The following is a 20,244-nucleotide window of genomic DNA, read 5'->3' on the forward strand; positions in this document are numbered from 1 at the left end:
TCTCGACCTGCCGCGCGGTCAGTTACCGGTCACATCCACAAAGATGCGCTCATTGGGTGCGGCGTAGTTGTAAGAGTCGCGTGCGACCCATTCGGTGATCTGGTCGGCATCGCCGCTCAGTACGCGCTGCAGTTCCTGATTTTCCGTCTGTTGCTGCGCCACCTGTTCGTTCAGTGTTTCCAGTTCTGCCCGCTTGGAGCTGATGGTGACCTGATTGGAGATATAAGCCGCCAGCATACTCAGCAAAAGCAGCACGAAAAACAGGCGGAACGCCATGGTGACCACTGCATTTTTTCTGCGCTTTTTGCGTCCCGTATTCGTCATTGCCTTACGCTCCTGTCTGAACAGCAGACCTTCTGCGTCTGTTCTCTTACTTTGATACGTTTGAATTATACAACAATGCCCGCTGGTTTGGCAAGTTCTTTTTGGATTTTTTTGCGGTTCTTTCCGCGTTCCGGCGTAATTTGCGGGCAGTTTTAGCCGCAGCGCGGCGGCGGCACAGGGGCTGCACCGCAAAACGGTGCAAAATACGGCCAGGCAGGCGCAAAGCAGCGCCTATCCCCCGCCCCAGCGCCCGCAACGGGATGCCCAGCACCCCGGCGGTGCAAAGGGCGGCTGCAAAGGCTGCCAGCACCATGTACCACCGCAGCACGCCCGCTTTGCTGTACCCGGCGGCATAGCTCTGGCACGCCAGCAGCACCGCGCCGGAAAGCAGCACGTCCGGCACAAAAGCCGCCCTGCCCCGCGCCGGCAGAAACGCCCGCACCGCGCCAAGGGCAGCGCCCAGCATAGCACAGGCGGCGGCTTCCTGCAAGAGCCGGGCGGGCAGCAGCACCTGCACCATCAGCGCAACAGCCGGTGCCAGAAGCTGCCGGCTGTGCGGGCGGCGGTATATTCCAGCCCATCGAACCGCCCGGTCAGCTTTGCTTCCCCGGCTTCCAGATCCAGTGTCTGCATACTGATCTGCGCGCCGGACAGGTGCAGAATGCCCTTGCCGGTCTCTAACGCGGCACTTTCGGCGCTGCAATGCAGCACCCGCTGCACCCCGGTGACGGTCAGCCTGCTGCGGCTCTCCAAGATTAGGTCATGGGGCAGCGGCGGCTTTGCGGCAGCTTTTTCCATAGGCAGTCCCCCTCTGCCAGCAGTGTATGCGGGCAGGCAGGGCTGTTATTCCGCGATCACCTCGTACATCTCGCGGGCAACGTCTTTCGTGCGGGGCTCCACATCCGAGAGCACCCGCACCTTGATGGGCCGGTTGCCAAAGGTGACCTCGATGATGTCCCCGGCGTTGACGGCCTGACTGGCCTTGGCCACCTTGCCGTTGATGAGGATGCGGCCTGCATCCGCCACCTCGTTTGCCACGGTGCGGCGTTTGATGAGGCGGGAGACCTTGAGATACTTATCCAGACGCATTTAGAGTCGTTCCTTTCCTTTCAGCAAAAAAGCCGCCGCACCTTGTGCAGGCAGCGGCGGCGTGACAGAACCGATTACAGGGTGTCCTTCAGGGACTTGCCGGGCTTGAACACGATGCTGCGGGAAGCAGCGATGGTGATGGGCTCGCGAGTGCGGGGGTTGATGCCCTGACGCTCGGCGCGCTCGCGCACCTCAAAGGTGCCGAAGCCGGAAATGGTGATCTTTTCACCCTCGGTCATTGCCTTGCCCAGTGCCTCAAAAACAGCGCTGACAGCCTGCTCTGCGCTCTTCTTGCTCATTTCGGTGTTTGCCGCAACCTGTGCGATCAAGTCGGTCTTGGTCATATTATTTGCCTCCATCTGATTTGTCTTAAATTCTCTCGTTCTATCGGAGCAGGTCATTCGACCTGAGTACCGCTTTGTTCCTGTTCCAGACACTGCTGTGCAAAGCGCTTGGATGCAAAGGTCAGCGCTTCCTCTGCATCCACCCCTGCAAGCCGGGCAGCGTTCACCGCTGCAAACAGCAGCTGGCCTGCGGCTTCCTGCTTTGCAGTGTCCTCTGCCTTGCCAAAAGCCTGCACGGCAGCCTCCAGCCGGTGCTGCGCTGCGGCTGCATCCTGCTGCCCAAGGCCGTGCCCGGCGGCGCGCTTTTGCAGCTTCTGCGCCCGCATGAGCGCGGGCAGCGTAGCGGGCACGGTGGCCAGCTCGTCCGCAAGGGTAGTGCGCCCCTTTTCCTTATTTTTGAGCGCATCCCAGCCATTTATACCGGCGTTTTCCGCTGCGGAGGACGCAAAGATGTTGGGGTGCCGGAACACCAGCTTTTCGCAGACGTTGCGGCACACGTCCTCAAAGGTAAAGCGTCCCCGCTCTTCCTCCATGGCGGCGTGGAACACCACCTGCATCAGCACGTCTCCCAGTTCCTCCCGGAGCAGAACGGCGTCATCTGCATCAATGGCCTCCAGCGCCTCGCAGGTCTCTTCCAGAAAGTTTTTGCGGATGGACGCATGGGTCTGCACCTTATCCCACGGGCAGCCGTTTTCCGGGTCCCGCAGGATGCGAATCACCTGCAGCAGCTGCTCCGCCGTATAGGGCGGCTGTGGGTTCCAGTCCAGCACACGTTCCATCTCCTTTTGAAAAGATACTGTAAATTGTACCGCAGCTGTTGCGGTTTTTCAAGCAAAAATCCGCAATTTTCCAGCATTTTTCATGGTTTTCTGCGCTTTTCACAAAAACAGGACGGTGTCCTGTGGGGGATACCGCCCTGTTGCAGCTTTTTCCGGTTACCGGCTTACAGCTGTGCGCCGCACTTATTGCAGAACAGTGCATCGTCCGAGACGGGCGCGCCGCACTGCGGGCAGGTCTTGCGGGCAGGCTGGGCGGGCTGTTCCGGGGCAGCTTCTTCTGCCTCCTCCATGGGGGCTTCGTAGTCCACCTCGGCGGCCTCGGCCGGGGTCAGAGTAGCCTTCAGGCGGGTGATCTCCTGCTCAATGGTATCGATCATCTCGATGTATTTATCTACCAGCGGCTGGTTCTCCTCCTTGCCCTTGGCAAGACTGTACACCAGTGCACCCAGCTGACGCTGTGCCTTGAGCAGCTTGCCCTGCTCGTTGACCAGCAGCGCCTGCGTCTTGCCCTTTTCAGCCAGATCCATGGCAGCGTTCTTGCCCTTTTCGGCATATTCCAGACCTATCGCTTTGATCTTGTTAAAATCCATAAAAGACACCTCTCTTATTCTGGCAGCATTCTCTGCAGACTGCGGCGCACAGTGCGCCATACCGGAGTCGTATTCCCATTATAGCGCAGCGTTATGGCAATTGCAACGAATGCACCGCAATTTTTACAGTTTGGTGCCGGTTTGGAAACAAATTTTACGCATTTTTCACTTGTCAGGTGCGGCTGCCGTAGAACTCGCGCAGCATACTGTCGGCGGGCAGCAGTTCCAGCGGCAGCGGATCCACCTGCTCAAAGCGGCGGGCGGTCTCGTCCCACAGCTCAGCGTTATGGCCCTCCAGCGTGAACTGACGGCGCACCTCGCCCAGCAGCCGGGAGATCAGTCCCAGCTCGTAGGTAAAGGAGGTGTCCAGCAAAAAGTCTGCGGTGGTCTTGAAGCCCTTGATATACCGCGTTTCGCCGTCCAGCACCCTGTCCCACATGGAAAGGGTCTTGGCGGGGCTGCGGCCGCGGGCTGCGGCGTCCCGCAGGGTGCGGCGGCACAGGCGGATATCCTGCGTATTGATGACCCGGCGCCCGTCGATGCAGTATTCCTCCCGCAGCCCGGCGTAGATGCGGTAGATCTGGTCGTCCGGCACAAGGCCGGTCAGCTCCGGGTTGAGGGCATGGATACCCTCCACGATGCACACACCGCCCTGCAGATCGATGGGCTCCACCTCGGCAGAGCGCTGCTCGGTGGCAAAATCGTAGATGGGCAGTTCGGTCTTGCCGGTCTCGCTGAGCTGGCGCAGACACTGCTTGATGAGGGGCAGATCCAGCGTTTCAAGGTTTTCGTAGTCCAGCGTGCCGTCCGGCATTTTGGGGTAGTAGGCAGCACCTTTAAAAAAGTTGTCCAGACTGACTACCTGTGCCGGGGTGCCCTGCTGCACCAGCGCCTTTGCCAGACAGTGGGCGCTGGTGGTCTTACCGCTGGCCGAGGGGCCGGTCAGCATAACGATCTTTGCCCCGGAGCCTCGTACCTTCTGGGCAGCATACTGCACCCGCCGGGCGTAGCTGTTCTCGCTCAGCTGTGCCAGCGCCTGCGGACTGCGGGCTGCTACGTTATACAGGTCTACTTCAACCAGTCGTTTCGGTACCCAGATTGTGATCATAAAACTCAGCCACTCCTTTTTTCCGTTCCAGTACCTCCGCAAAGCGCTGGATATACTCGTTCGGATACTTAAAATTGAAGATGCGCTGCATCCGTTTGCCTCCATCGGCCACCAGTTTGGTGCTGCCGCCCGCACCGGCCGAAAGGATGGTCTGGACTTCCTCCATGATATAGATATTATAGTAACCCTCGTGACCCGGCTTGCACCAGCCCACGTTTTCCAGATTTTGCAGCGTATTCTTCTGCCGGTAGAGGTAATAGGGGCGGTAACCCGCCTCGGCCAGCAGATGGCATTTTTCCAGCATGGCGGCTACGTCTGCGTAGTCGTTTTCCTTCTGGTCCTCGATGACGATGCGGGACGCCCGCTTGAGGGTAAGGGTGTGGACGGTGATATTCTCCGGCTGCAAGGCAATGGCCTGCCGCAGGCTGTGCTCAAAGCCCTCCACCGTATCCCCGGGCAGACCGGCAATGAGGTCCATGTTGATGTCCTCGTGTCCGGCGCGGCGGGCATCGGCATAGCAATCCAGAATGTCCTGTGCCGAGTGCTTGCGGCCAATGTTTGCCAGCACCGCGTCCGAGAAGGTCTGGGGGTTGATGGAGATGCGGGTAGCGCCGTATTCCTTGATGACCGCCAGCTTTTCGGCGTCGGTGCAATCCGGGCGACCTGCCTCCACGGTATATTCTACGACCTTGCCCAGGTCAAAATTCTCCCGCACAGTGCCCATGAGCTGCCGCAGCTGGGCGGCGGAAAGGCTGGTGGGGGTGCCGCCGCCGATGTAGATGCTGCACAAGGTCAGCCCTGCACGCTCAGCCTGCGCCCGGATCTCTGCAACCTCCTTGCACAGGCAGTCCACATAGGGCTGCACCAGCTTGCGGTCGCGGTCCAGATTGCAGCTGACAAAGCTGCAATAGCTGCACCGGGAGGGACAGAACGGGATGCCGATATACAGGCTATACGTCTTGGGGGCGCTGCCCAGCCGCAGGATCGGCTCCTGCAAGTCGGCAATTTCCTTTGCCATTTCGTATTTTTGCTTCGAGCAGTCGAACCGCTGCAAGAAGAAGCGGTCGATCTGTTCTGCGCTCCACCCGGCGGCGCGTTTATCGTGGATCAGCCGCACCGGGCGCACACCGGTCATCTTGCCCCAAGGCGGGCGGATGCCCGTCCACTGGCGCAGCAGGTCATAAGTCAGGCTGGCAAGGGCAAACTCCGGGGTTTCGCCGCCCTGCTCCACCGGCAGCGGCAGCGGGGCTTCCAGCATTTTGCTCTTTTCGCCCTGCCGCACCAGCACCCGCAGACCGGTATTGGTCTTTTCTGCCCACAGGCAGTCCTCAGCAGGCTCCGGCGGGGTCAGGGTCAAGGGTGCCATGGGGTAAAACAGGCGGGCAAGATGCTCCACCTCGTACCCGGAGGGCAGCCCAGTGATATAGATCTTCATGTCGTTCTCTCTTTAAAAAATGTCGTTGCCGCCGCGCAGGGCGCTGCGGATATAGTAGTTGTTGTCCAGCTCCGCGCCAAAGGTAGAAAATTCGCCGTGGCCGGGCAGCACCTGTGTTTCGCGGGGGATGGGCAGCTGTGCCAGCTTGCGCAGGCTGTCTGCCATCTGTGCGCTGCTGCCGCCCTCAAGGTCGGTGCGGCCGATGCTGCCTGCAAACAGCGTATCGCCGCAGAACAGATGCTCACCGCACAGCAGCACCACGCTGCCGGGGGTGTGGCCGGGGGTGTGCCACGCGGTAAAGCGCAGCTCGTCCACCGCGATCTGCTCCCCTTCTGTATAGCTGCAGTCCGCAGCGGAAAGCGGATACATCCGGTCGCCGGCAAGGTCTGCCTTTTCACAGTAGAGGGTGGCGTTCCACTCTGCCTTCAGCGCAGCAGCGCTGCCCACATGGTCGTAGTGGCCGTGGGTGCACAGGATAGTGGTAAGGGTGGCGTTGTGCTGCTTTAAAATTTCGTCGTAGCTGTGCACCTCTGCCGCCGGGTCGATGACCACGGCATGGCCTGCATCGGAGATGAGCAGAAAGGTGTTGGTATACAGCGGCGGTGCCGCAGGAATGTGAAAACCTTGCATCGTTACTCCTTCTTTTTCCACTCGTCGGTATCAATGATGATGGTGCAGGGGCCCTCGTTCACCAGCGACACCTGCATATGGGCACCGAACTCGCCGTGCTGCACGTCCTTGAGGCCGTGCTTCGCCATCTCGGCAAGGAACAGCTCATAGGCATCCACCGAGAGGGGCGGTTTTGCTGCCTTGATAAAGCTGGGACGGTAGCCCTTTTTGGTATCGCCGTAAAGGGTGAACTGGCTGACCACCAGCGCGGAATAGCCCAGATCCCGGGCACTCAGGTTCAGCTTGCCCTCGGCATCCGGGAAAATGCGCAGACCCGCGCATTTATCGGCAAGCTTTGGCACGATGTCCAGCGTGTCGGTATCCTTGACCCCCAGCAGGATCATGATTCCCGGCCCGATAGCGCGGGGTTCGCCGCCTTCCACCCGCACACTGGCGGAGGATACGGCCTGAATAACTGCTCGCATTGCGTTAACTCCTTGTCACCTTGAGCACGTCCCGCACCTTGGAAAGGCGCGCCACCACACGGTTGAGGTGCTCGGTATTGTTGATGCCGATGGTCAGGCTGACCACGGCGCAGTTGTTTTCTACCTGACGGGCGTTCATGGCATAGATGGGCACCCGGATATCGGCCAGTGCGCTGAGCACGTCCTGCAGCAGCTCGTTGCGGTTCAGGGCAATGATCTCCAGCCCGGCCTTGTAGCTGTCCTTGACGCTGTCTGCCCAGTAGGCCTTGACCCAGCGGGGAGCGTTGGAGGGGTCTTTCATGCTGGCAACGACGTTGGCACAGGTCTGCTTGTGGATGGAAACGCCGAAGCCGCGGGTGATAAAGCCCACGATGGGGTCGCCGGGCAGCGGGCTGCAGCACTTGGCAAACTTGATGGGGGTGTTATCAAAGCCCTCCACCACCACGCCGTCGGTGGCGTGCACGCGGCTCAGGTCTACCTTGGGCAGATCCTCCACCGACTTATTCTCCTCGGCCTCGGCAGCCTTGAGCTTCTGCCACTCTTCCTTGAGTTTGGGCAGGCAGTTGGCAATGGTCATGCCGCCGTAGCCGATGGCGGCGTACAGCTCCTCCGCGTTGTTCTGGCGCATCCGGCGGGAGCAACCGTCGATAAAGGCATCCAGCTGGTCGTCCGGGATGATGATCATCTCCCGGCGCAGCTCCTTGGACAAGGCGTCCCGTCCCTGCTGGATATTCTCTTCCCGGCGCATCTTCTTGAACCAGTTGCGGATCTTGCTCTTGGCTTCGCTGGTGCGCACGATCTTGAGCCAGTCGCGGCTTGGGCCCTTATCTGCCGGGCCCAGCAGCACCTCAATGATCTCGCCGGTAGCCACCACATGGTCGATGGGCACCATACGGTTATTCACCTTGCAGCCCACCATGCGGTTACCCACCGCCGAATGGATGGCGTAGGCAAAGTCGATGCAGGTAGCACCGGTGGGCAGGTTGATGACATCACCCTTGGGGGTAAAGGCGAACACCTCTTCCGGCAAAAGGTCGCTCTTCAGATCGTGGAGCAGGTTGCCGGAATCCTCGCTCAGGCGCTGGTTTTCCAGCAGCTGGCTGACCCATGCCAGACGGTCGTCCAGCTTATCGTGGCCTTCGCGGCCCTCCTTGTACTTCCAGTGGGCGGCAACGCCGTACTCGGCCTGCTCGTCCATTTTGCGGGTGCGGATCTGCACCTCAAAGGGAATGCCCTCGTGCCCGATGACGGTGGTGTGCAGGCTCTGGTAGCCGTTGGGCTTGGGGGTGGAGATATAGTCCTTAAAGCGGTTGGGCAGCGGGTGGTACATATCATGGATGAGGCCAAGGGTGCTGTAACACTCGGCCAGAGAATCCAGAATGACCCGGACCGCATAGATATCGTAGATCTCGTCGAAGGACTTATTCTGCATGATGGTCTTGCGGTAGATGCCGTAAATGCTCTTGACCCGGCGCTTGATGGTGGCACCCTCGATGCCGCTTTCCACCAGACGGCGCTCAATGACGCCGGACACCTTGATCAAAAACTCCTCACCGGCGCGCTCGCTGAGCATTCGGCTGATCTCGGAATAGCCCACAGGGTCCAGATAATGCAGGCTGCGATCCTCCAGCTCCTCCTTGACGTTCAAAATGCCAAGGCGGTTGGCGATGGGGGCGTACACCTCCATGGTTTCGCGAGCCTTATCGCGGCGCTTCTGCTCCGGCCATGCATCGCCGGTGCGCATATTGTGCAGCCGGTCGCACAGCTTGATGATCATCACGCGCACGTCCCGGCTCATAGCCAGCAGCATCTTGCGCAGGTTCTCGGCCTGCAATTCTTCAATATTGGAGAACTGGATCTTGGTCAGCTTGGTCACGCCGTCCACCAGCAGGGCCACTTCCTCGCCAAAGGCGGCTTTCAGGTCGTCCAGCGTGGTGGGGGTATCCTCCACTACGTCATGCAGTAGGGCGGCGGCGATGCTCTCGGAGTCCATGCCCAGATCCAGCACCAGCCGGGCGACTGCCAGCGGATGGCAGATATAGGGCTCGCCGCTGCGGCGGCACACGCCGTTGTGGGCGTTGTTGGCCAGTTCGTAGGCCTTTTGGATCATCTCCATATTGTAGGCTTTGCCGCTGGCCTGAATGGCCTCGCACAGCTTTTTCCACGTTACGATCTCCGGGCGCACCTCAGAGGGCAGCGCCCCCTCCGGTGCGTCTGCCAGCAGTGCCGTAGCGGCTACGGTGGCGGTCTCCTGCACCGGCTGGTGCAGATGGGTCTTGGCAGAGTAGCCGTCCTCGTCCCGTACCGGAGCCGGGACCGGGGCAGTATTTTTCTTTCCCTCAGGCATTTATAGTTCCTCCAGACATTTCAGGATGGGGGCATCGCCAAGGTTCTTTTTGCCTGCTGTCGGCACCAGCTCCCAGAACTTTGCCCCGCCTTTTTCCGCTGCGGTGATCAGCCCCACCTGTTCCAAGGCGGCAACTGCCACCAGCGTTTTGCCGGTCTGCTCCTCGCCCAGCTTTGCGCACAGGGGCTGCAGATCCTCGGCGTGCCAGCGGCGGGACTGCAATTCCCGGTACACGGCAATGATATCCGTGCGTGCGGGGGCGATCTGTTTCTTTTGTTCATCGGTCAGGGGGGTGCCCCGGCGCAGTGCCTGCACCAGTGCAGCCTGCCGCGCCAGCTCTGCGCCCAGCCCTGCCGGGTGCAGGTCGATGATGCGGCCGGAAAGTTGTGCGCCCCGGGCGGACTCGTAGACCGAAAGGTTCAGCGCTGCGTCCACCACATCGCCCAGCGCGTAGGGCAGCTGCTCGGCGGGCATCCCGAACCAGACGGCGTACAGGCAGCTATTGCCCTGCCGCAGCCGCAGGCGGCTGTGCCGCCCCTCCGATACCGGGTATACGCCGTCCACCACGGCGCTTTGCAGCAGGAACACCGGGGTGGGGTTCTCCGCCCCGTAGGGTGCCAGCTGGTCCAGATGCCGCACGCATTCCACCGTGATACGATCCAGATGGATGGTCACATCACAGGTAAGCGGCGGGGTGTGCAGCACCGGGCACTCCCGGGCAGCCCACTCGTTCAGGCGGCGGCGCAGCTGGGGCAGGTTTTCTTCCCGGACGGAAAGTCCCGCCGCCATGGCGTGACCGCCGTAGCGCACCAGAAGGTCGGCACAGGAGCCGATGCAGGCGTGCAGGTTAAAGCCCTGCACACTGCGCCCGCTGCCCTTGCCCTCGCCGTGCTCGTCGATGGTGACCACGATGACCGGGCGTCCGGTGCGTTCCACCAGCCGGGACGCCACGATGCCGATGACGCCGGGATGCCAGTCCCGTCCCCACAGCAGCATGATGCGGTCGTCCAGCCGCTCGGGCTGCTGTTCCAGCAGCTCTTCGGCAGCTTTGAAGATCTGCTGCTCGGTCTCCTGCCGGTGGGCATTGATCTCGTTCAGTTTGTGCGCCAGCTCCTCGGCTCTGTCCGGGTCCTCGCAGAGCACCAGCTGCAAAGCGGTAACGGCGTTATCCATGCGGCCTGCCGCGTTGATGCGGGGCGCGATGGCGTAGCTGATGTTCTCGGCGGTGATGGGCTTGCCCGCAAGGCCGACTTCCTCTAAAAGTGCCCCAAAGCCGGGGCGGTCGGTCTGCTGCAGCTGCCGCAGACCGGCTTTGACTAGAGTGCGGTTCTCCCCTACCAGCGGCATCACGTCCGCCACCGTGCCCACAGCGGCAAGGTCGCCGCAGTAATCCAGCATTTCCTCCGGCGGACAGCCGTCCAGCGCGGCGCAGAGCTTGAAGGCTACGCCCGCACCGCACAGACCCTTGAAGGGGCTGTGGTCGTCCTCCCGGCGGGGGTCCACCACGGCCACCGCCTTAGGCAAAGTCTCCGGCGGCAGATGGTGGTCGGTGATGATCAGATCCATGCCCAGCGAAGCCGCAAAGTCGGCTTCCTCCACGGCAGAGATGCCGTTATCCACCGTCACGATGAGGGTGCAGCCCTTGTTGTGCATGGACTGGATGGCGTTTTTAGAAAGGCCGTAGCCGTCCCCCTCGCGGCTGGGCAGCATACACTTGACAGTTGCGCCCATGCCCTTGAGGTGCTGGTACAGCAGGGCGGTGGCGGTCACGCCGTCCACATCGTAATCGCCGAACACTGCAATGGTCTCGCCGTTGTCGATGGCCTGCCAGATGCGCTGACAGGCGGCGTCCATATCGGTCAGCAGCGCGGGGTCGGAAAGCTCCTCCTCCCCTGCCAGCAAGGTCAGCGCTTCGGCGGGATCGGTGATGCCCCGGGCGGCAAGGATGCCCGCCAGCAGGGCGTTTTCCTTCTGCTGGGCAGCCAGCACGGCCTTATATTTTTCGTCTGACCACGGCGCTTCGTCCATGGCCTGCTCTTCCAGCTGTGCCGCTGCCTGCTCGGCAATGGCGGCGGTCAGTTCCCGCACAGCGGTGCGGTCCAGCGGTTTTTGTTCCCAAGCGCGGTAGGTCATTCAAATTCCCTCCCGGTCAGGCCGTCGTTGGCCAGCATTCCCTGCAAAGCGGCGATCTCGGAAGAAATATCCATGGCTACGTCCGAAAGCAGATTGTTGTACAGGTTCTCATACGCCTGATTCAAGGTATGCAGGATGCCTGCGATATCCCGGCGGATGGTCTCGGCGTTTTCGCCCTGCTGCCCCTGCACGTCGTTATAGGTGTGCAGCAGCTTGAGGGTGGTGGGGATATAATATTCCGCAAAGCGGCGGGTCTTGGGCTGGCTTTCCGGGTGTGCTTCCAGCCAGTCGCAGATGGCGGTAGTGGTCTTGTGCATCGCCACCAGCTCTTCCCGTGCCTGCGCATCCTGCATGAGCTGCTGCTCTTTTTCCAGCACAGCGGCAAAGCGGCGGGCGGTATCCAGACTGAGCGGAACAGCGCCGCTCTCTGGCTGTTCCGGCTGCGGCGGCACGGCGGCAGCGGCGGCTTTCTCCTTGGCGGCGCGGTAGTCCTCTGCCGTCAGGTAGAGCGTCTCGGTCTCATCGTCCAGCCATGCATTCAGCCAGCCTTTGTGGATGTATTTTTGCAGCCGCTTGTGCACTTTTTTCGGTTTCTGGTGGGTCAGGTCGGCCAGCATCGAAACAGGCAGGCCCTTATGGTAGTCCACGCTGTCGGCGTAGTCGGCAAACTGGCCCATCTGTCTGCCCGCCTTCATCCGGGCTGCACCACAGGCCGTCATCCAGCCAAAGCCCGCCGTGGCAAGGCCCAGCACGCTGCTGACGATGCCCAGCACGTTGTAGGCGGTGTTCATAACGTAGTCCGTGCCCGTCATCAGGATGCCGCCGCCCTCAGTAGCCGACACTACAACGTCACCCAAAGCAGCCGGCGAAATAGTGCCCAGCCCGATGAGGCAGCCCAGCGTCCCCAGCCCGAAGATCACCGCAAAGGCGATGCCCACAGCCAGCAGGGTGTAGCCTGCGCTATGGCGTTTTTTTGCGCTGATACGGATACTTTCCACCGGGGTCGGCTCCGGCTTTGCAAAAATCTGCCGGAACCAGCCGGGCATCCCGGCGGGGTCGGCATCCGCAGCACCTTCGCGGAAAGGCTGTTTTGCATCCCCGTAGGGATAGCCTCTGCGTCCCTGCCGGAAAGCTTTTGCCGCCTCCCCGATGCCGTAGTTGGCTGCATGGACGGCTGCCTTGCCCACATCCCACGCCCGGTCGCCGATGTCCATGCCCCTGCCCTCAAAGCCGTGGGCAAAGGCATCGGTCATGGTGTCGCCAAAGGCGCGCAGCTGGTCTTCCAGCTCCTGCTGTACCTGCCGGCCTTCGTTATTTCGGTTATCGTTTTCACGATCGTACATTTAAATTTTCTCACCCTTCTGCCGGTGCATACCGGCTGATGATGGCGCGTGCCACCCGCAGGCCATCCACGGCGGCGCTCATAATGCCGCCCGCATATCCCGCACCCTCGCCGCAGGGGTAAAGCCCTGCCAGCTGGGTGCACACAAAGTCCTCTTCCCGCTTGAGCCGTACCGGGCTGCTGGTGCGGGTCTCAAGGCCGGTGAGGATGGCGTCCGGCGCGGTGTAGCCCGCGATCTTGCGCTCGTAGGCGCGCAGACCCGCCCGCAGGGTGTCCGCCAGCTCCCCGGGCAGCAGTGCGCCCAGGTCTGCGGCAGTCACGCCGCGGTCGTAGGTAGGCTGCACGCTGCCGATGCGCAGCTGCCCGCGCCCTTCCAGAAAGCTTTGCACATTCTCTGCCGGGGCGGCGTAAGCCCCGGCGGCACGGCCAGCGGCGTAGGCTTTTGCTTCCAGCTCCCGCTGAAAAGCGATGGCGCGGCGGGGGTCGTTGGCAAAATCCGCCCCGCCTACGCTGACTACCACCGCCGCGTTGGCGTTTTTGCCGCTGCGGGCATGGTAGCTCATGCCGTTGGTCACAACGCGCTCTTCCTCACTGGCGGAAGCCACCACCTGACCGCCGGGGCACATACAGAAGGTGTATACGCACCTCTCGCCAACGTGCTGGGAGAGCTGGTACTCGCCCCGGGGCAGCGCCGGATGCCCGGCGGCTTCGTGGTAAAGGCTTTTTTCGATCTCGGTTTGCAGGTGCTCGGCGCGGAAACCCACGCTGAAAGGCTTGCACTCCAGCACAAGGCCGCTGTCCATCAGCATACTGAAGGTATCCCGTGCCGAGTGTCCCACTGCAAACACCAGCGTCTCGCAGGCAAAGCTGCCATTTGTAGTAGTGATGCCCACAAGCCGGCCGTTTTTGCGCTCCAGCCCGGTGAGCGCGGTGTTGAAGTGCACCTCGCCGCCCAGAGACTCGATCTCCCTGCGGATGGAGGTGATGACGCCGCGCAGCAGGTCGGTGCCCACATGGGGCTTTTGCTTCCATGCGATCTCTGCCGGGGCACCGTGCTGCAAAAACACCTCGGTGACAAAATCACACAGTTCATCCCCGATGCGGGTGGTCAGCTTGCCATCCGAGAAGGTGCCCGCGCCGCCCTCGCCGAACTGGATGTTGGCGTTGGGGTCCAGCTGACCGGTGGCGGAAAAGTGCTCCACCGCCTGCACACGGGCATCCAGCGCAGGGCCGCGCTCCAGCACGATGGGGCGGTAGCCCTGCCGTGCCAGCAGCAGGGCCGCAAACAGCCCCGCCGGGCCCAGTCCGCACACCACAGGGCGGTGCACAAGCGGCTGGGTGCCAACGTGCAGGGTAAAGTCTACCCGGCGGTGCAGGACAGCGTCCGGGCAGCGGGCTGCAAGGGCGGCCTCTTCTCCGGGCTGCTTGAGGGTGACCGCCACGGTATATACCAGCTTGGGCTGGCCGTGGCGGGCATCCACCGAAAGCTTTGCCACGCCGGTGTGCTCTACCTTGCTGCGGGGCACCCGCAGGGTGTGCAGCGCCTTTTCAAATGCCTGCGGCTCTGCGGCAGAGAGGGGCAGACGGATGTTGCGAACCAGAATCATTTGTTGTGTTTTCCTTTAAATTTAGTTGCTTTCAATGCGGCATTGCAGCACATAGCTGCCCAGTGCAAAGATCTTGCCGTTGGAGGGTACATACAGCCGGCAGGCAATGTTCTGCTGGCCGGTAGCCACGGCAAAGTCCTCGGCGTCGATCTCAATGACCACCTGCTCGGGGGTCAAAGTCTCCATAGCACCCTTGGGGCCGCAGAGGATCACGTTCATCAGCCGCTCGGTCTCCACCGTCAGCTGATAGGTGGCGGGCAGATTGACCACCTGCACACAGCTGGAGGGCAGGTTCATGGTCTTGGTCTCCAGCCCGGAGCAGTCAAAGCTGACCGTGATGGTGGAGATATTGTCCAGCAGATAGATATCTGTCGGCAGCTCGATGGGCATCTCGTACACCTTGTTCAGACTGAATGTGGAAAGGTCGATGGTGCCGATGGACAAGGTGGATAGTGCATCGATCTTTTCTGCCGGGCCCGCTACCTTGAGCTGCTTGCAGCTGAGGGCATAGCTCAGCACCGAGTTATCGAACCCGCGCGGCGCGTTGATAAAATTCACCTTCACCGGCAGGGTCGCCGTCTTGTACACTTGCAGCGTCACGTCCACATTGCTTTCTTCCAGCGTGGTGTACTGGAACTTGACCTCTTTGCCGCCGCTGGTGTAGAAGCGCAGAGGGGTGTTCAGCGTGACCGACTCGGTCAGTTCGCTGCTGTAAGATGCCTCGGCGGTGCAGGTAGCCACCTTGCTCAGCTCGCTGCTGGGGCCGGACAGGGTGACGGTCTCCTTGGAGACCTCGGTGCTGTAAAGGATATAGCCGTCTGCAATGCGCAGATAGTTGGTGGTAGCGGTAACGGGCAGGGTCTTTTCCTCCACCACGTCAAACACCACATCCACCGTGTTGTCGTTGCCTTCCATGGTCACGGTCACGCCGTTGAGCAGGCCGTTTGCACCGCGCACCAGCAGCCGCAGGGTCTTTTCGCCACTGTCGCGCACGCTAGACCAGTCCGGGTAGACCACAAAGTCCGAGGCGCTGAGCCCGCCAATGGTGTAGCCATCGCCGGAAAGCTTCAGGTTCACGGTCTTGTCCTCGGCGCTGACGATGCTCAGGCCCCGAGAGGTATAGGCGGCGGAATCGTAGGTGTAATCCACCGGCACATTATAAATGGTGTTGGTGGTGCCGGGTTGAACGATGATGGTGACCACCATCCATGCAACGATGGCACCCAGCACGGACAGTGCCAGCCGGACGCGGCGGTCATCCAGAAGATTTTTCTTTTTGCGGACGGCAGGCTTTGCGCCATTCGTCTTGTTCGGCTGGTTGCTCATTGCTGCTCGTCCTCCCCCTTCTGGCTGATCCAGTTCCACAGCTTTTTCGCCTGCTCCACCCAGCTGTCGGCGGTGTTCTTTTCCACCGTAGACTCCTTGGGGATCATCTCGTCGATGAGGCGGGTATACAGGCTCTGGCGATCAAAATGACGGATCAGCACACCATTTTTGGCCATGGAGATGATGCCGGTCTCCTCGCTGACCACAATGGCGATAGCGTCGGAGTTTTCCGCAATACCAAGACAGGCGCGGTGGCGGGTGCCCATATCCTTGCCCAGATCCAGATTGTTGGAAAGGGGCAGCACGCAGCCCGCCGCCTTGATGCGGCCGTTTTCGATGATAGCGGCACCGTCATGCAGGGGGGTGCCCTCGTAGAAGATGGTGCCCAGCACCTCCAGATTGACCGCGCTGTTCACCGGGGTGCCGGTGCGCACGATCTCGGAAAGGTTGGTGTGACGCTCCAGCACGATGAGGGCACCGGTCTTGGTCTCAGAAAAGCGCTCGGCTGCATCGCAGATGGCAATGATGGCGCTGCGCCATGCGCCCTTGAGACTGGGGTCGTTGTAGCGTCCCTTTACGTTGAACAGCTTGGAAGCCCATTGGTCGGTCTGACCCATGCGCTCCAGTGCGCGGCGGATTTCGGGCTGGAACAGCACCACAAGGGTGAGCAGACCGACCTGCAGCAGAGAGTTGAGCAGCCAGGTAACGGTGCGCATATTCAGGGTGTTGGCTACCAGATACACGACCATGACCAGCAGCGCACCCTTGGCCAGCTGCCCGGCGCGGGTGCGGTTGATGATGCCCAGCAGCTGGTAGATCAGGAACGCGATGATGATGATATCCAGCAGATCAACGATCTTGAAGGTCTGAAAATTGGCGATGATCGCATTCAGTGTCATGCGTGTGTGCCCCCTTACACAGCTTCGATCAGGGCGACGGCGTGGGCAGCAATGCCCAGTCCCTCGCCGGTAAAGCCCAGATGCTCCTCCGTGGTGGCCTTTACGCTTACCGCCTCTACCGGCAGGCCGAAAGCCGCCGCCAGATTGGCACGCATGGCCGGGATATGGGGTGCAAGCTTGGGGCGCTGGCACAGCAGGGTGGCATCGATGTTCTCAATGCGCCAGCCATGCTCCTTGAGGATTTGCGCCACGCGGCGGGCCAGCTTCAGACTGTCGGCACCGGCGTACTCCGGGTCATTGTCCGGGAAATGCTGGCCGATATCCCCCAGCGCCGCTGCGCCCAGCACGGCATCCATCACCGCATGGGTCAGCACGTCTGCATCCGAATGCCCCAGCAGGCCTTTTTCAAAGGGGATCTCCACCCCGCCAAGGATCAGCTTGCGCTGCTCTACCAAACGATGTACATCATAGCCGTGTCCAATACGCATTTCCGTTTCCTTCCTCTGTGCCGGGCGGGGCAGATCCTCCCGGGTGGTGATCTTCAGGTTTGCATAGTCGCCCTGCGTCAGCTGCACCGGGCGTCCGGTCAGCTCAAACAGGCTGCAATCATCGGTAACAAGGCGGGCGCGGGTCTCGTCCAGTTCTTCCAGCGCTGCAAGGTACGCTGCACGGTCAAAACACTGTGGGGTCTGCACCGCATACAGGGTGCTGCGGTCCGGGGTGGCGCATACCGCGCAGTCCGGGGGCACGGTTTTGCCATCGCCACGGGCAGCGGCCTTGATGGTATCCTTCACCGGCACCGCGGGGGCTGCTGCGCCGCACCGGGCGGCAGCTTCCAGCGCCGCTGTAATGACCACTGCACTCACAAAGGGGCGGGCAGCATCGTGCACTGCCACCAGCTCTCCGTGCGCAGCCAGCACGCCGTTTTTTGCGCTCTCGGCGCGGGTAGCCCCGCCCGCTACGATCAGCACAGGCTTCGGGCAGTCCGCCGCCTGCTGCGCCACAAACTCCCGATTTTTGCCCGCCACCAGCACAAGCTCGGTGATCTGCGGACACTGGGCAAAGGCGCGAATACTGCGGTGCAGCACCGTTTCGCCTCCCAGATCAAAGCTGAGCTTATCAAAACCCATGCGGGTCGAGCTGCCCGCCGCCACCAGTACTGCCGATACAGTTTTTTCCATCTCTTCCACCTACCCTGCCGCTGTGCCGCGCTGTACGCCCACAGCTGCTTATAATAAACCATGTTTTATTATAGCGTATCACAGCGCAAACTTCAACCGATTTTACACAGCAAAAGTGCATCCTTGCTGCATAAAGCCCTGCGGTCTGTCCTGAAAGGACAGTCACCCAGAGTGTGCGCTTTCGCCCCCTCAGGCGCTGACCCCTTCCGTCTGCTCACTACGTTCGCAGCCACCTTCCCCAAGGGGACGGCTTTTCGCGGTGACGGTACACCTCCATAAGGCTTTTGCTCCGGTCAACTATCTGCTGAACGCAAAAAAGGGCTGCTGCACAAAACGTGCAGCAGCCCCACAGATGCTTTGAAATGTTTTTACTTCAGGATGGGCTCAATGGCGGCAGCCAGAGCATCCTTCTGTGCCTGCGCCTCGGCCAGATCCTTGCCCAGCGTGGTGAAGTAGGTCTTGATTTTCGGCTCGGTGCCGGAGGGACGCACCACCACGGTAGCGCCGTTTTCCAGCGTGTAGATCAGCACGTTGGCAGCGGGCAGGCCGGTCTCTTCCGGCTTCTTGTAGTCGGTCACCTTGACCACCTTATGGCCAGCCAGCTCCACAGGGGGCTGGTCGCGCAGCTTCTGCATGATAGAAGCCATCTTCTCCATGCCGGTCAGGCCGGGGAACTCGAAGCTGTCCACCTTGTTCAGGTAGCGGCCGTACTGGGCGTAGATCTCTTCCAGACGCTGCTTGATGGAGGAACCGATGCTGCGGTAGTAAGCAGCCATCTCGCAGATGAGCATGGAGCCGATGACGGCGTCCTTATCGCGGACGTAGGGGCCAGCCAGATAGCCGTAGCTCTCCTCAAAGCCGAAGATGAAGCGGTCGACCTCACCGGCAGCCTCGAGGTTGGCAATCTGGTCACCGATCCACTTGAAGCCGGTCAGCACATTGCGCATCTCCACGCCGTAATGCTTTGCCACAGCGTCTGCCAGCGGGGTGGACACGATGGACTTGACTGCCACGGGGTTCTTGGGCATGGTGCCCTTCTCGATACGGCCTGCGCAGATGTAATCCAGCAGCAGAACGCCCATCTCGTTGCCGGACACCAGCTCATAGCTGCCGTCCGGGCACTTCATGGCGATACCCACGCGGTCGGCGTCGGGGTCGGTAGCCAGCATCAGGTCGGCACCGGTCTTGGTGGCCAGCTCCAGACCCAGCTTCAAAGCCTCGAAGATCTCGGGGTTGGGGTAGGAGCAGGTGGTGAAGTAGCCGTTGGGGTACTCCTGCTCGGGCACGATGGTGATATCAGTGATGCCCATATCATTGAGCACATGGGTCACGGGCACAAGGCCGGAGCCGTTCAGCGGGCTGTACACCAGCTTCAGACCGGCAGTCTTGCACAGACCCGGGCGCACCTGACGTGCTTCAATGGCATCGTACAGAGCCTTTTTGCAGTCATCGCCCACAAAGCGGATCATGCCGTTCTCCACGCCCTCGGCGAAGGAGATGTACTTTGCGCCGGTGAGCACATCGGTCTTCTGGATCTCGTCGTAGACGATGGCGGCGGCGTCATCGGTCATCTGGCAGCCGTCCGGGCCGTAGGCCTTGTAGCCGTTGTACTTGGCAGGGTTGTGGGAAGCGGTGACCATGATACCGGCGTTGCAGTTATAGTAACGGGTAGCAAAACTCAGGGCAGGCACAGGCATCAGGGCATCATAGATGCGCACTTTGATGCCGTTGGCTGCCAGAACGCCTGCGGCGGTCTTGGCAAAGACATCGCTCTTCAGGCGGCTGTCGTAGCTAATCGCCACGGTCTGGGTACCGCCCTGGGTCAGCACCCAGTTTGCCAGACCCTGCGTTGCCTGACGGACAACGTAGATGTTCATGCGGTTGGTACCGGCACCCAGCACGCCGCGCAGACCTGCGGTACCAAACTTCAGCGCCACAGCAAAGCGATCCTTGATCTCATCGTCATCGCCTTCGACCTTTGCCAGCTCCGGCTTCAGGTCTGCATCTTCCAGATCCGCTGCCAGCCAGCGCTTATATTCATCCAGATACATCTTGTACACCTTACCTTTGTTTAAAATCTTTTTCCCCGGATCGAAATGGTTTGTATAAACCTACTTATACTATAAACTCTTGCTCCGCTTATGTCAATTGCGTAAAATGGCCGAAGTTTGTGCCCTTAAAACCGACAAATGCCACAAAAAACCGGTTCTTCTGCTATATTTATTGCGTTTTTCGAAGTATCCAGCAGCTGGTAGGGCTGGTGTACATCCTCCAGCACCTCCAGCCACTGCTCCGGCCCCACGCCGTTTTCACACAGGTAGCGCAGCAGCCGCATCACCCGGCCAAAGCTGTCCGCCGGGGCAAGCACCGTGCTGCTGCGCACCTTGCCGCCCTGCTCCCGGCGCAACTGTGCCAGCACCCCCTGCGGGGTGGCAGCGGCGCAGTACACCAGCGTACAGGCGTGCTGCAAGCCCTCCAGTTCTGAATAGGTACGGATATAGCGGCAACATTCCCCATTTGTCATGATCTCTCGTTCTCCTTTCTGCTGCATTGACAACTTTCCTGTACTTTACTATAATGATTTCAAACAGAAAAAACTGTCGAAACATGGCAAATATATCCATTATTTTCCACTTTTAGCATTTT

20 protein-coding genes are annotated in these 20,244 nt (G+C 60.8%); all 20 read right to left on the minus strand.

Annotated elements, in window-relative coordinates; genetic code table 11:
* Positions 1-18: 18 nt before the first annotated feature.
* The 20 genes from C7J97_RS04355 to C7J97_RS04450 all read right to left on the minus strand — a co-directional run bounded on the left by C7J97_RS04355 (position 19) and on the right by C7J97_RS04450 (position 20,122).
* Complete coding sequence (locus C7J97_RS04355; RefSeq protein WP_005926847.1) at positions 19-324, minus strand: septum formation initiator family protein; 306 nt, start codon at positions 322-324, stop codon at positions 19-21.
* Between the two features lie 46 nt (positions 325-370).
* The gene (locus C7J97_RS04360; RefSeq protein WP_113992135.1) at positions 371-844 is read right to left on the minus strand and encodes a hypothetical protein; all 474 of its coding nucleotides are present in this window, start codon (positions 842-844) and stop codon (positions 371-373) included.
* Positions 844-1,122, minus strand: a complete 279-nt coding sequence (locus tag C7J97_RS04365; protein WP_097786086.1) for a YabP/YqfC family sporulation protein — start codon at positions 1,120-1,122, stop codon at positions 844-846. Before C7J97_RS04365 ends, C7J97_RS04360 begins: the two co-directional genes overlap by 1 nt.
* A gap of 45 nt (positions 1,123-1,167) precedes the next feature.
* Positions 1,168-1,413, minus strand: a complete 246-nt coding sequence (locus C7J97_RS04370; protein WP_005926856.1) for an RNA-binding S4 domain-containing protein — start codon at positions 1,411-1,413, stop codon at positions 1,168-1,170.
* Between the two features lie 74 nt (positions 1,414-1,487).
* The gene (locus tag C7J97_RS04375) at positions 1,488-1,757 is read right to left on the minus strand and encodes an HU family DNA-binding protein (protein WP_015538329.1); all 270 of its coding nucleotides are present in this window, start codon (positions 1,755-1,757) and stop codon (positions 1,488-1,490) included.
* Positions 1,758-1,810: 53 nt separating this feature from the next.
* Positions 1,811-2,536 (minus strand): nucleoside triphosphate pyrophosphohydrolase, encoded by a 726-nt coding sequence (mazG, locus tag C7J97_RS04380; protein WP_113992136.1) that lies wholly within the window; start codon positions 2,534-2,536, stop codon positions 1,811-1,813.
* A 164-nt stretch (positions 2,537-2,700) separates the two neighbouring features.
* Positions 2,701-3,126: a zinc ribbon domain-containing protein gene (locus C7J97_RS04385; protein WP_015538328.1), complete on the minus strand. Its 426-nt coding sequence runs from the start codon at positions 3,124-3,126 to the stop codon at positions 2,701-2,703.
* A gap of 172 nt (positions 3,127-3,298) precedes the next feature.
* A complete protein-coding gene (locus C7J97_RS04390) occupies positions 3,299-4,234 on the minus strand; it encodes a uridine kinase family protein (RefSeq protein ID WP_113992137.1) in 936 nt (311 codons plus the stop codon).
* Positions 4,200-5,669, minus strand: a complete 1,470-nt coding sequence (hemZ, locus tag C7J97_RS04395) for a coproporphyrinogen dehydrogenase HemZ (protein ID WP_113992138.1) — start codon at positions 5,667-5,669, stop codon at positions 4,200-4,202. Before hemZ ends, C7J97_RS04390 begins: the two co-directional genes overlap by 35 nt.
* Before the next feature lie 12 nt (positions 5,670-5,681).
* Positions 5,682-6,299, minus strand: a complete 618-nt coding sequence (locus tag C7J97_RS04400) for an MBL fold metallo-hydrolase (protein ID WP_113992139.1) — start codon at positions 6,297-6,299, stop codon at positions 5,682-5,684.
* A gap of 2 nt (positions 6,300-6,301) precedes the next feature.
* Positions 6,302-6,763: a D-aminoacyl-tRNA deacylase gene (gene dtd / locus C7J97_RS04405; protein ID WP_113992140.1), complete on the minus strand. Its 462-nt coding sequence runs from the start codon at positions 6,761-6,763 to the stop codon at positions 6,302-6,304.
* Positions 6,764-6,767: 4 nt separating this feature from the next.
* Positions 6,768-9,110, minus strand: a complete 2,343-nt coding sequence (locus C7J97_RS04410; RefSeq protein ID WP_113992141.1) for a RelA/SpoT family protein — start codon at positions 9,108-9,110, stop codon at positions 6,768-6,770.
* Positions 9,111-11,243 (minus strand): single-stranded-DNA-specific exonuclease RecJ, encoded by a 2,133-nt coding sequence (recJ, locus tag C7J97_RS04415; protein ID WP_113992142.1) that lies wholly within the window; start codon positions 11,241-11,243, stop codon positions 9,111-9,113.
* Positions 11,240-12,586: a 5-bromo-4-chloroindolyl phosphate hydrolysis family protein gene (locus C7J97_RS04420; protein WP_170126632.1), complete on the minus strand. Its 1,347-nt coding sequence runs from the start codon at positions 12,584-12,586 to the stop codon at positions 11,240-11,242. Before C7J97_RS04420 ends, recJ begins: the two co-directional genes overlap by 4 nt.
* A gap of 10 nt (positions 12,587-12,596) precedes the next feature.
* Positions 12,597-14,192 carry an NAD(P)/FAD-dependent oxidoreductase gene (locus tag C7J97_RS04425; protein WP_113992143.1) on the minus strand — a complete coding sequence of 532 codons (1,596 nt, stop codon included), beginning with the start codon at positions 14,190-14,192 and terminating at the stop codon, positions 12,597-12,599.
* A 21-nt stretch (positions 14,193-14,213) separates the two neighbouring features.
* A complete protein-coding gene (locus tag C7J97_RS04430) occupies positions 14,214-15,518 on the minus strand; it encodes a CdaR family protein (RefSeq protein ID WP_113992144.1) in 1,305 nt (434 codons plus the stop codon).
* Positions 15,515-16,417, minus strand: coding sequence for a diadenylate cyclase CdaA (gene cdaA, locus C7J97_RS04435; RefSeq protein WP_005926885.1), 903 nt, complete (start codon positions 16,415-16,417; stop codon positions 15,515-15,517). The genes C7J97_RS04430 and cdaA overlap by 4 nt, the downstream gene beginning before the upstream one ends.
* A gap of 14 nt (positions 16,418-16,431) precedes the next feature.
* Positions 16,432-17,598 carry a 2-C-methyl-D-erythritol 2,4-cyclodiphosphate synthase gene (ispF, locus tag C7J97_RS04440; RefSeq protein WP_113992145.1) on the minus strand — a complete coding sequence of 389 codons (1,167 nt, stop codon included), beginning with the start codon at positions 17,596-17,598 and terminating at the stop codon, positions 16,432-16,434.
* 368 nt (positions 17,599-17,966) lie between these two features.
* Positions 17,967-19,649: a phospho-sugar mutase gene (locus C7J97_RS04445; RefSeq protein ID WP_113992146.1), complete on the minus strand. Its 1,683-nt coding sequence runs from the start codon at positions 19,647-19,649 to the stop codon at positions 17,967-17,969.
* A 125-nt stretch (positions 19,650-19,774) separates the two neighbouring features.
* Positions 19,775-20,122 (minus strand): hypothetical protein, encoded by a 348-nt coding sequence (locus C7J97_RS04450; protein WP_242983433.1) that lies wholly within the window; start codon positions 20,120-20,122, stop codon positions 19,775-19,777.
* Positions 20,123-20,244 lie beyond the last annotated feature (122 nt).

The organism is Faecalibacterium prausnitzii (assembly GCF_003324185.1).
Taxonomy (GTDB): domain Bacteria; phylum Bacillota; class Clostridia; order Oscillospirales; family Ruminococcaceae; genus Faecalibacterium; species Faecalibacterium prausnitzii.

What these genes read in the sequence shown, in the direction of transcription:
- cdaA (WP_005926885.1), bottom strand. Translation starts at nt 16,417, where the DNA reads ATGACACTGAATGCGATCATCGCCAATTTTCAGACCTTCAAGATCGTT.
- C7J97_RS04420 (WP_170126632.1), bottom strand. Translation starts at nt 12,586, where the DNA reads ATGTACGATCGTGAAAACGATAACCGAAATAACGAAGGCCGGCAGGTA.
- hemZ (WP_113992138.1), bottom strand. Translation starts at nt 5,669, where the DNA reads ATGAAGATCTATATCACTGGGCTGCCCTCCGGGTACGAGGTGGAGCAT.
- C7J97_RS04400 (WP_113992139.1), bottom strand. Translation starts at nt 6,299, where the DNA reads ATGCAAGGTTTTCACATTCCTGCGGCACCGCCGCTGTATACCAACACC.
- C7J97_RS04360 (WP_113992135.1), bottom strand. Translation starts at nt 844, where the DNA reads ATGGTGCAGGTGCTGCTGCCCGCCCGGCTCTTGCAGGAAGCCGCCGCC.
- C7J97_RS04425 (WP_113992143.1), bottom strand. Translation starts at nt 14,192, where the DNA reads ATGATTCTGGTTCGCAACATCCGTCTGCCCCTCTCTGCCGCAGAGCCG.
- C7J97_RS04385 (WP_015538328.1), bottom strand. Translation starts at nt 3,126, where the DNA reads ATGGATTTTAACAAGATCAAAGCGATAGGTCTGGAATATGCCGAAAAG.
- C7J97_RS04450 (WP_242983433.1), bottom strand. Translation starts at nt 20,122, where the DNA reads ATGACAAATGGGGAATGTTGCCGCTATATCCGTACCTATTCAGAACTG.
- C7J97_RS04375 (WP_015538329.1), bottom strand. Translation starts at nt 1,757, where the DNA reads ATGACCAAGACCGACTTGATCGCACAGGTTGCGGCAAACACCGAAATG.
- C7J97_RS04445 (WP_113992146.1), bottom strand. Translation starts at nt 19,649, where the DNA reads ATGTATCTGGATGAATATAAGCGCTGGCTGGCAGCGGATCTGGAAGAT.
- C7J97_RS04365 (WP_097786086.1), bottom strand. Translation starts at nt 1,122, where the DNA reads ATGGAAAAAGCTGCCGCAAAGCCGCCGCTGCCCCATGACCTAATCTTG.
- C7J97_RS04430 (WP_113992144.1), bottom strand. Translation starts at nt 15,518, where the DNA reads ATGAGCAACCAGCCGAACAAGACGAATGGCGCAAAGCCTGCCGTCCGC.
- C7J97_RS04355 (WP_005926847.1), bottom strand. Translation starts at nt 324, where the DNA reads ATGACGAATACGGGACGCAAAAAGCGCAGAAAAAATGCAGTGGTCACC.
- recJ (WP_113992142.1), bottom strand. Translation starts at nt 11,243, where the DNA reads ATGACCTACCGCGCTTGGGAACAAAAACCGCTGGACCGCACCGCTGTG.
- ispF (WP_113992145.1), bottom strand. Translation starts at nt 17,598, where the DNA reads ATGGAAAAAACTGTATCGGCAGTACTGGTGGCGGCGGGCAGCTCGACC.
- C7J97_RS04370 (WP_005926856.1), bottom strand. Translation starts at nt 1,413, where the DNA reads ATGCGTCTGGATAAGTATCTCAAGGTCTCCCGCCTCATCAAACGCCGC.
- dtd (WP_113992140.1), bottom strand. Translation starts at nt 6,763, where the DNA reads ATGCGAGCAGTTATTCAGGCCGTATCCTCCGCCAGTGTGCGGGTGGAA.
- mazG (WP_113992136.1), bottom strand. Translation starts at nt 2,536, where the DNA reads ATGGAACGTGTGCTGGACTGGAACCCACAGCCGCCCTATACGGCGGAG.
- C7J97_RS04390 (WP_113992137.1), bottom strand. Translation starts at nt 4,234, where the DNA reads ATGATCACAATCTGGGTACCGAAACGACTGGTTGAAGTAGACCTGTAT.
- C7J97_RS04410 (WP_113992141.1), bottom strand. Translation starts at nt 9,110, where the DNA reads ATGCCTGAGGGAAAGAAAAATACTGCCCCGGTCCCGGCTCCGGTACGG.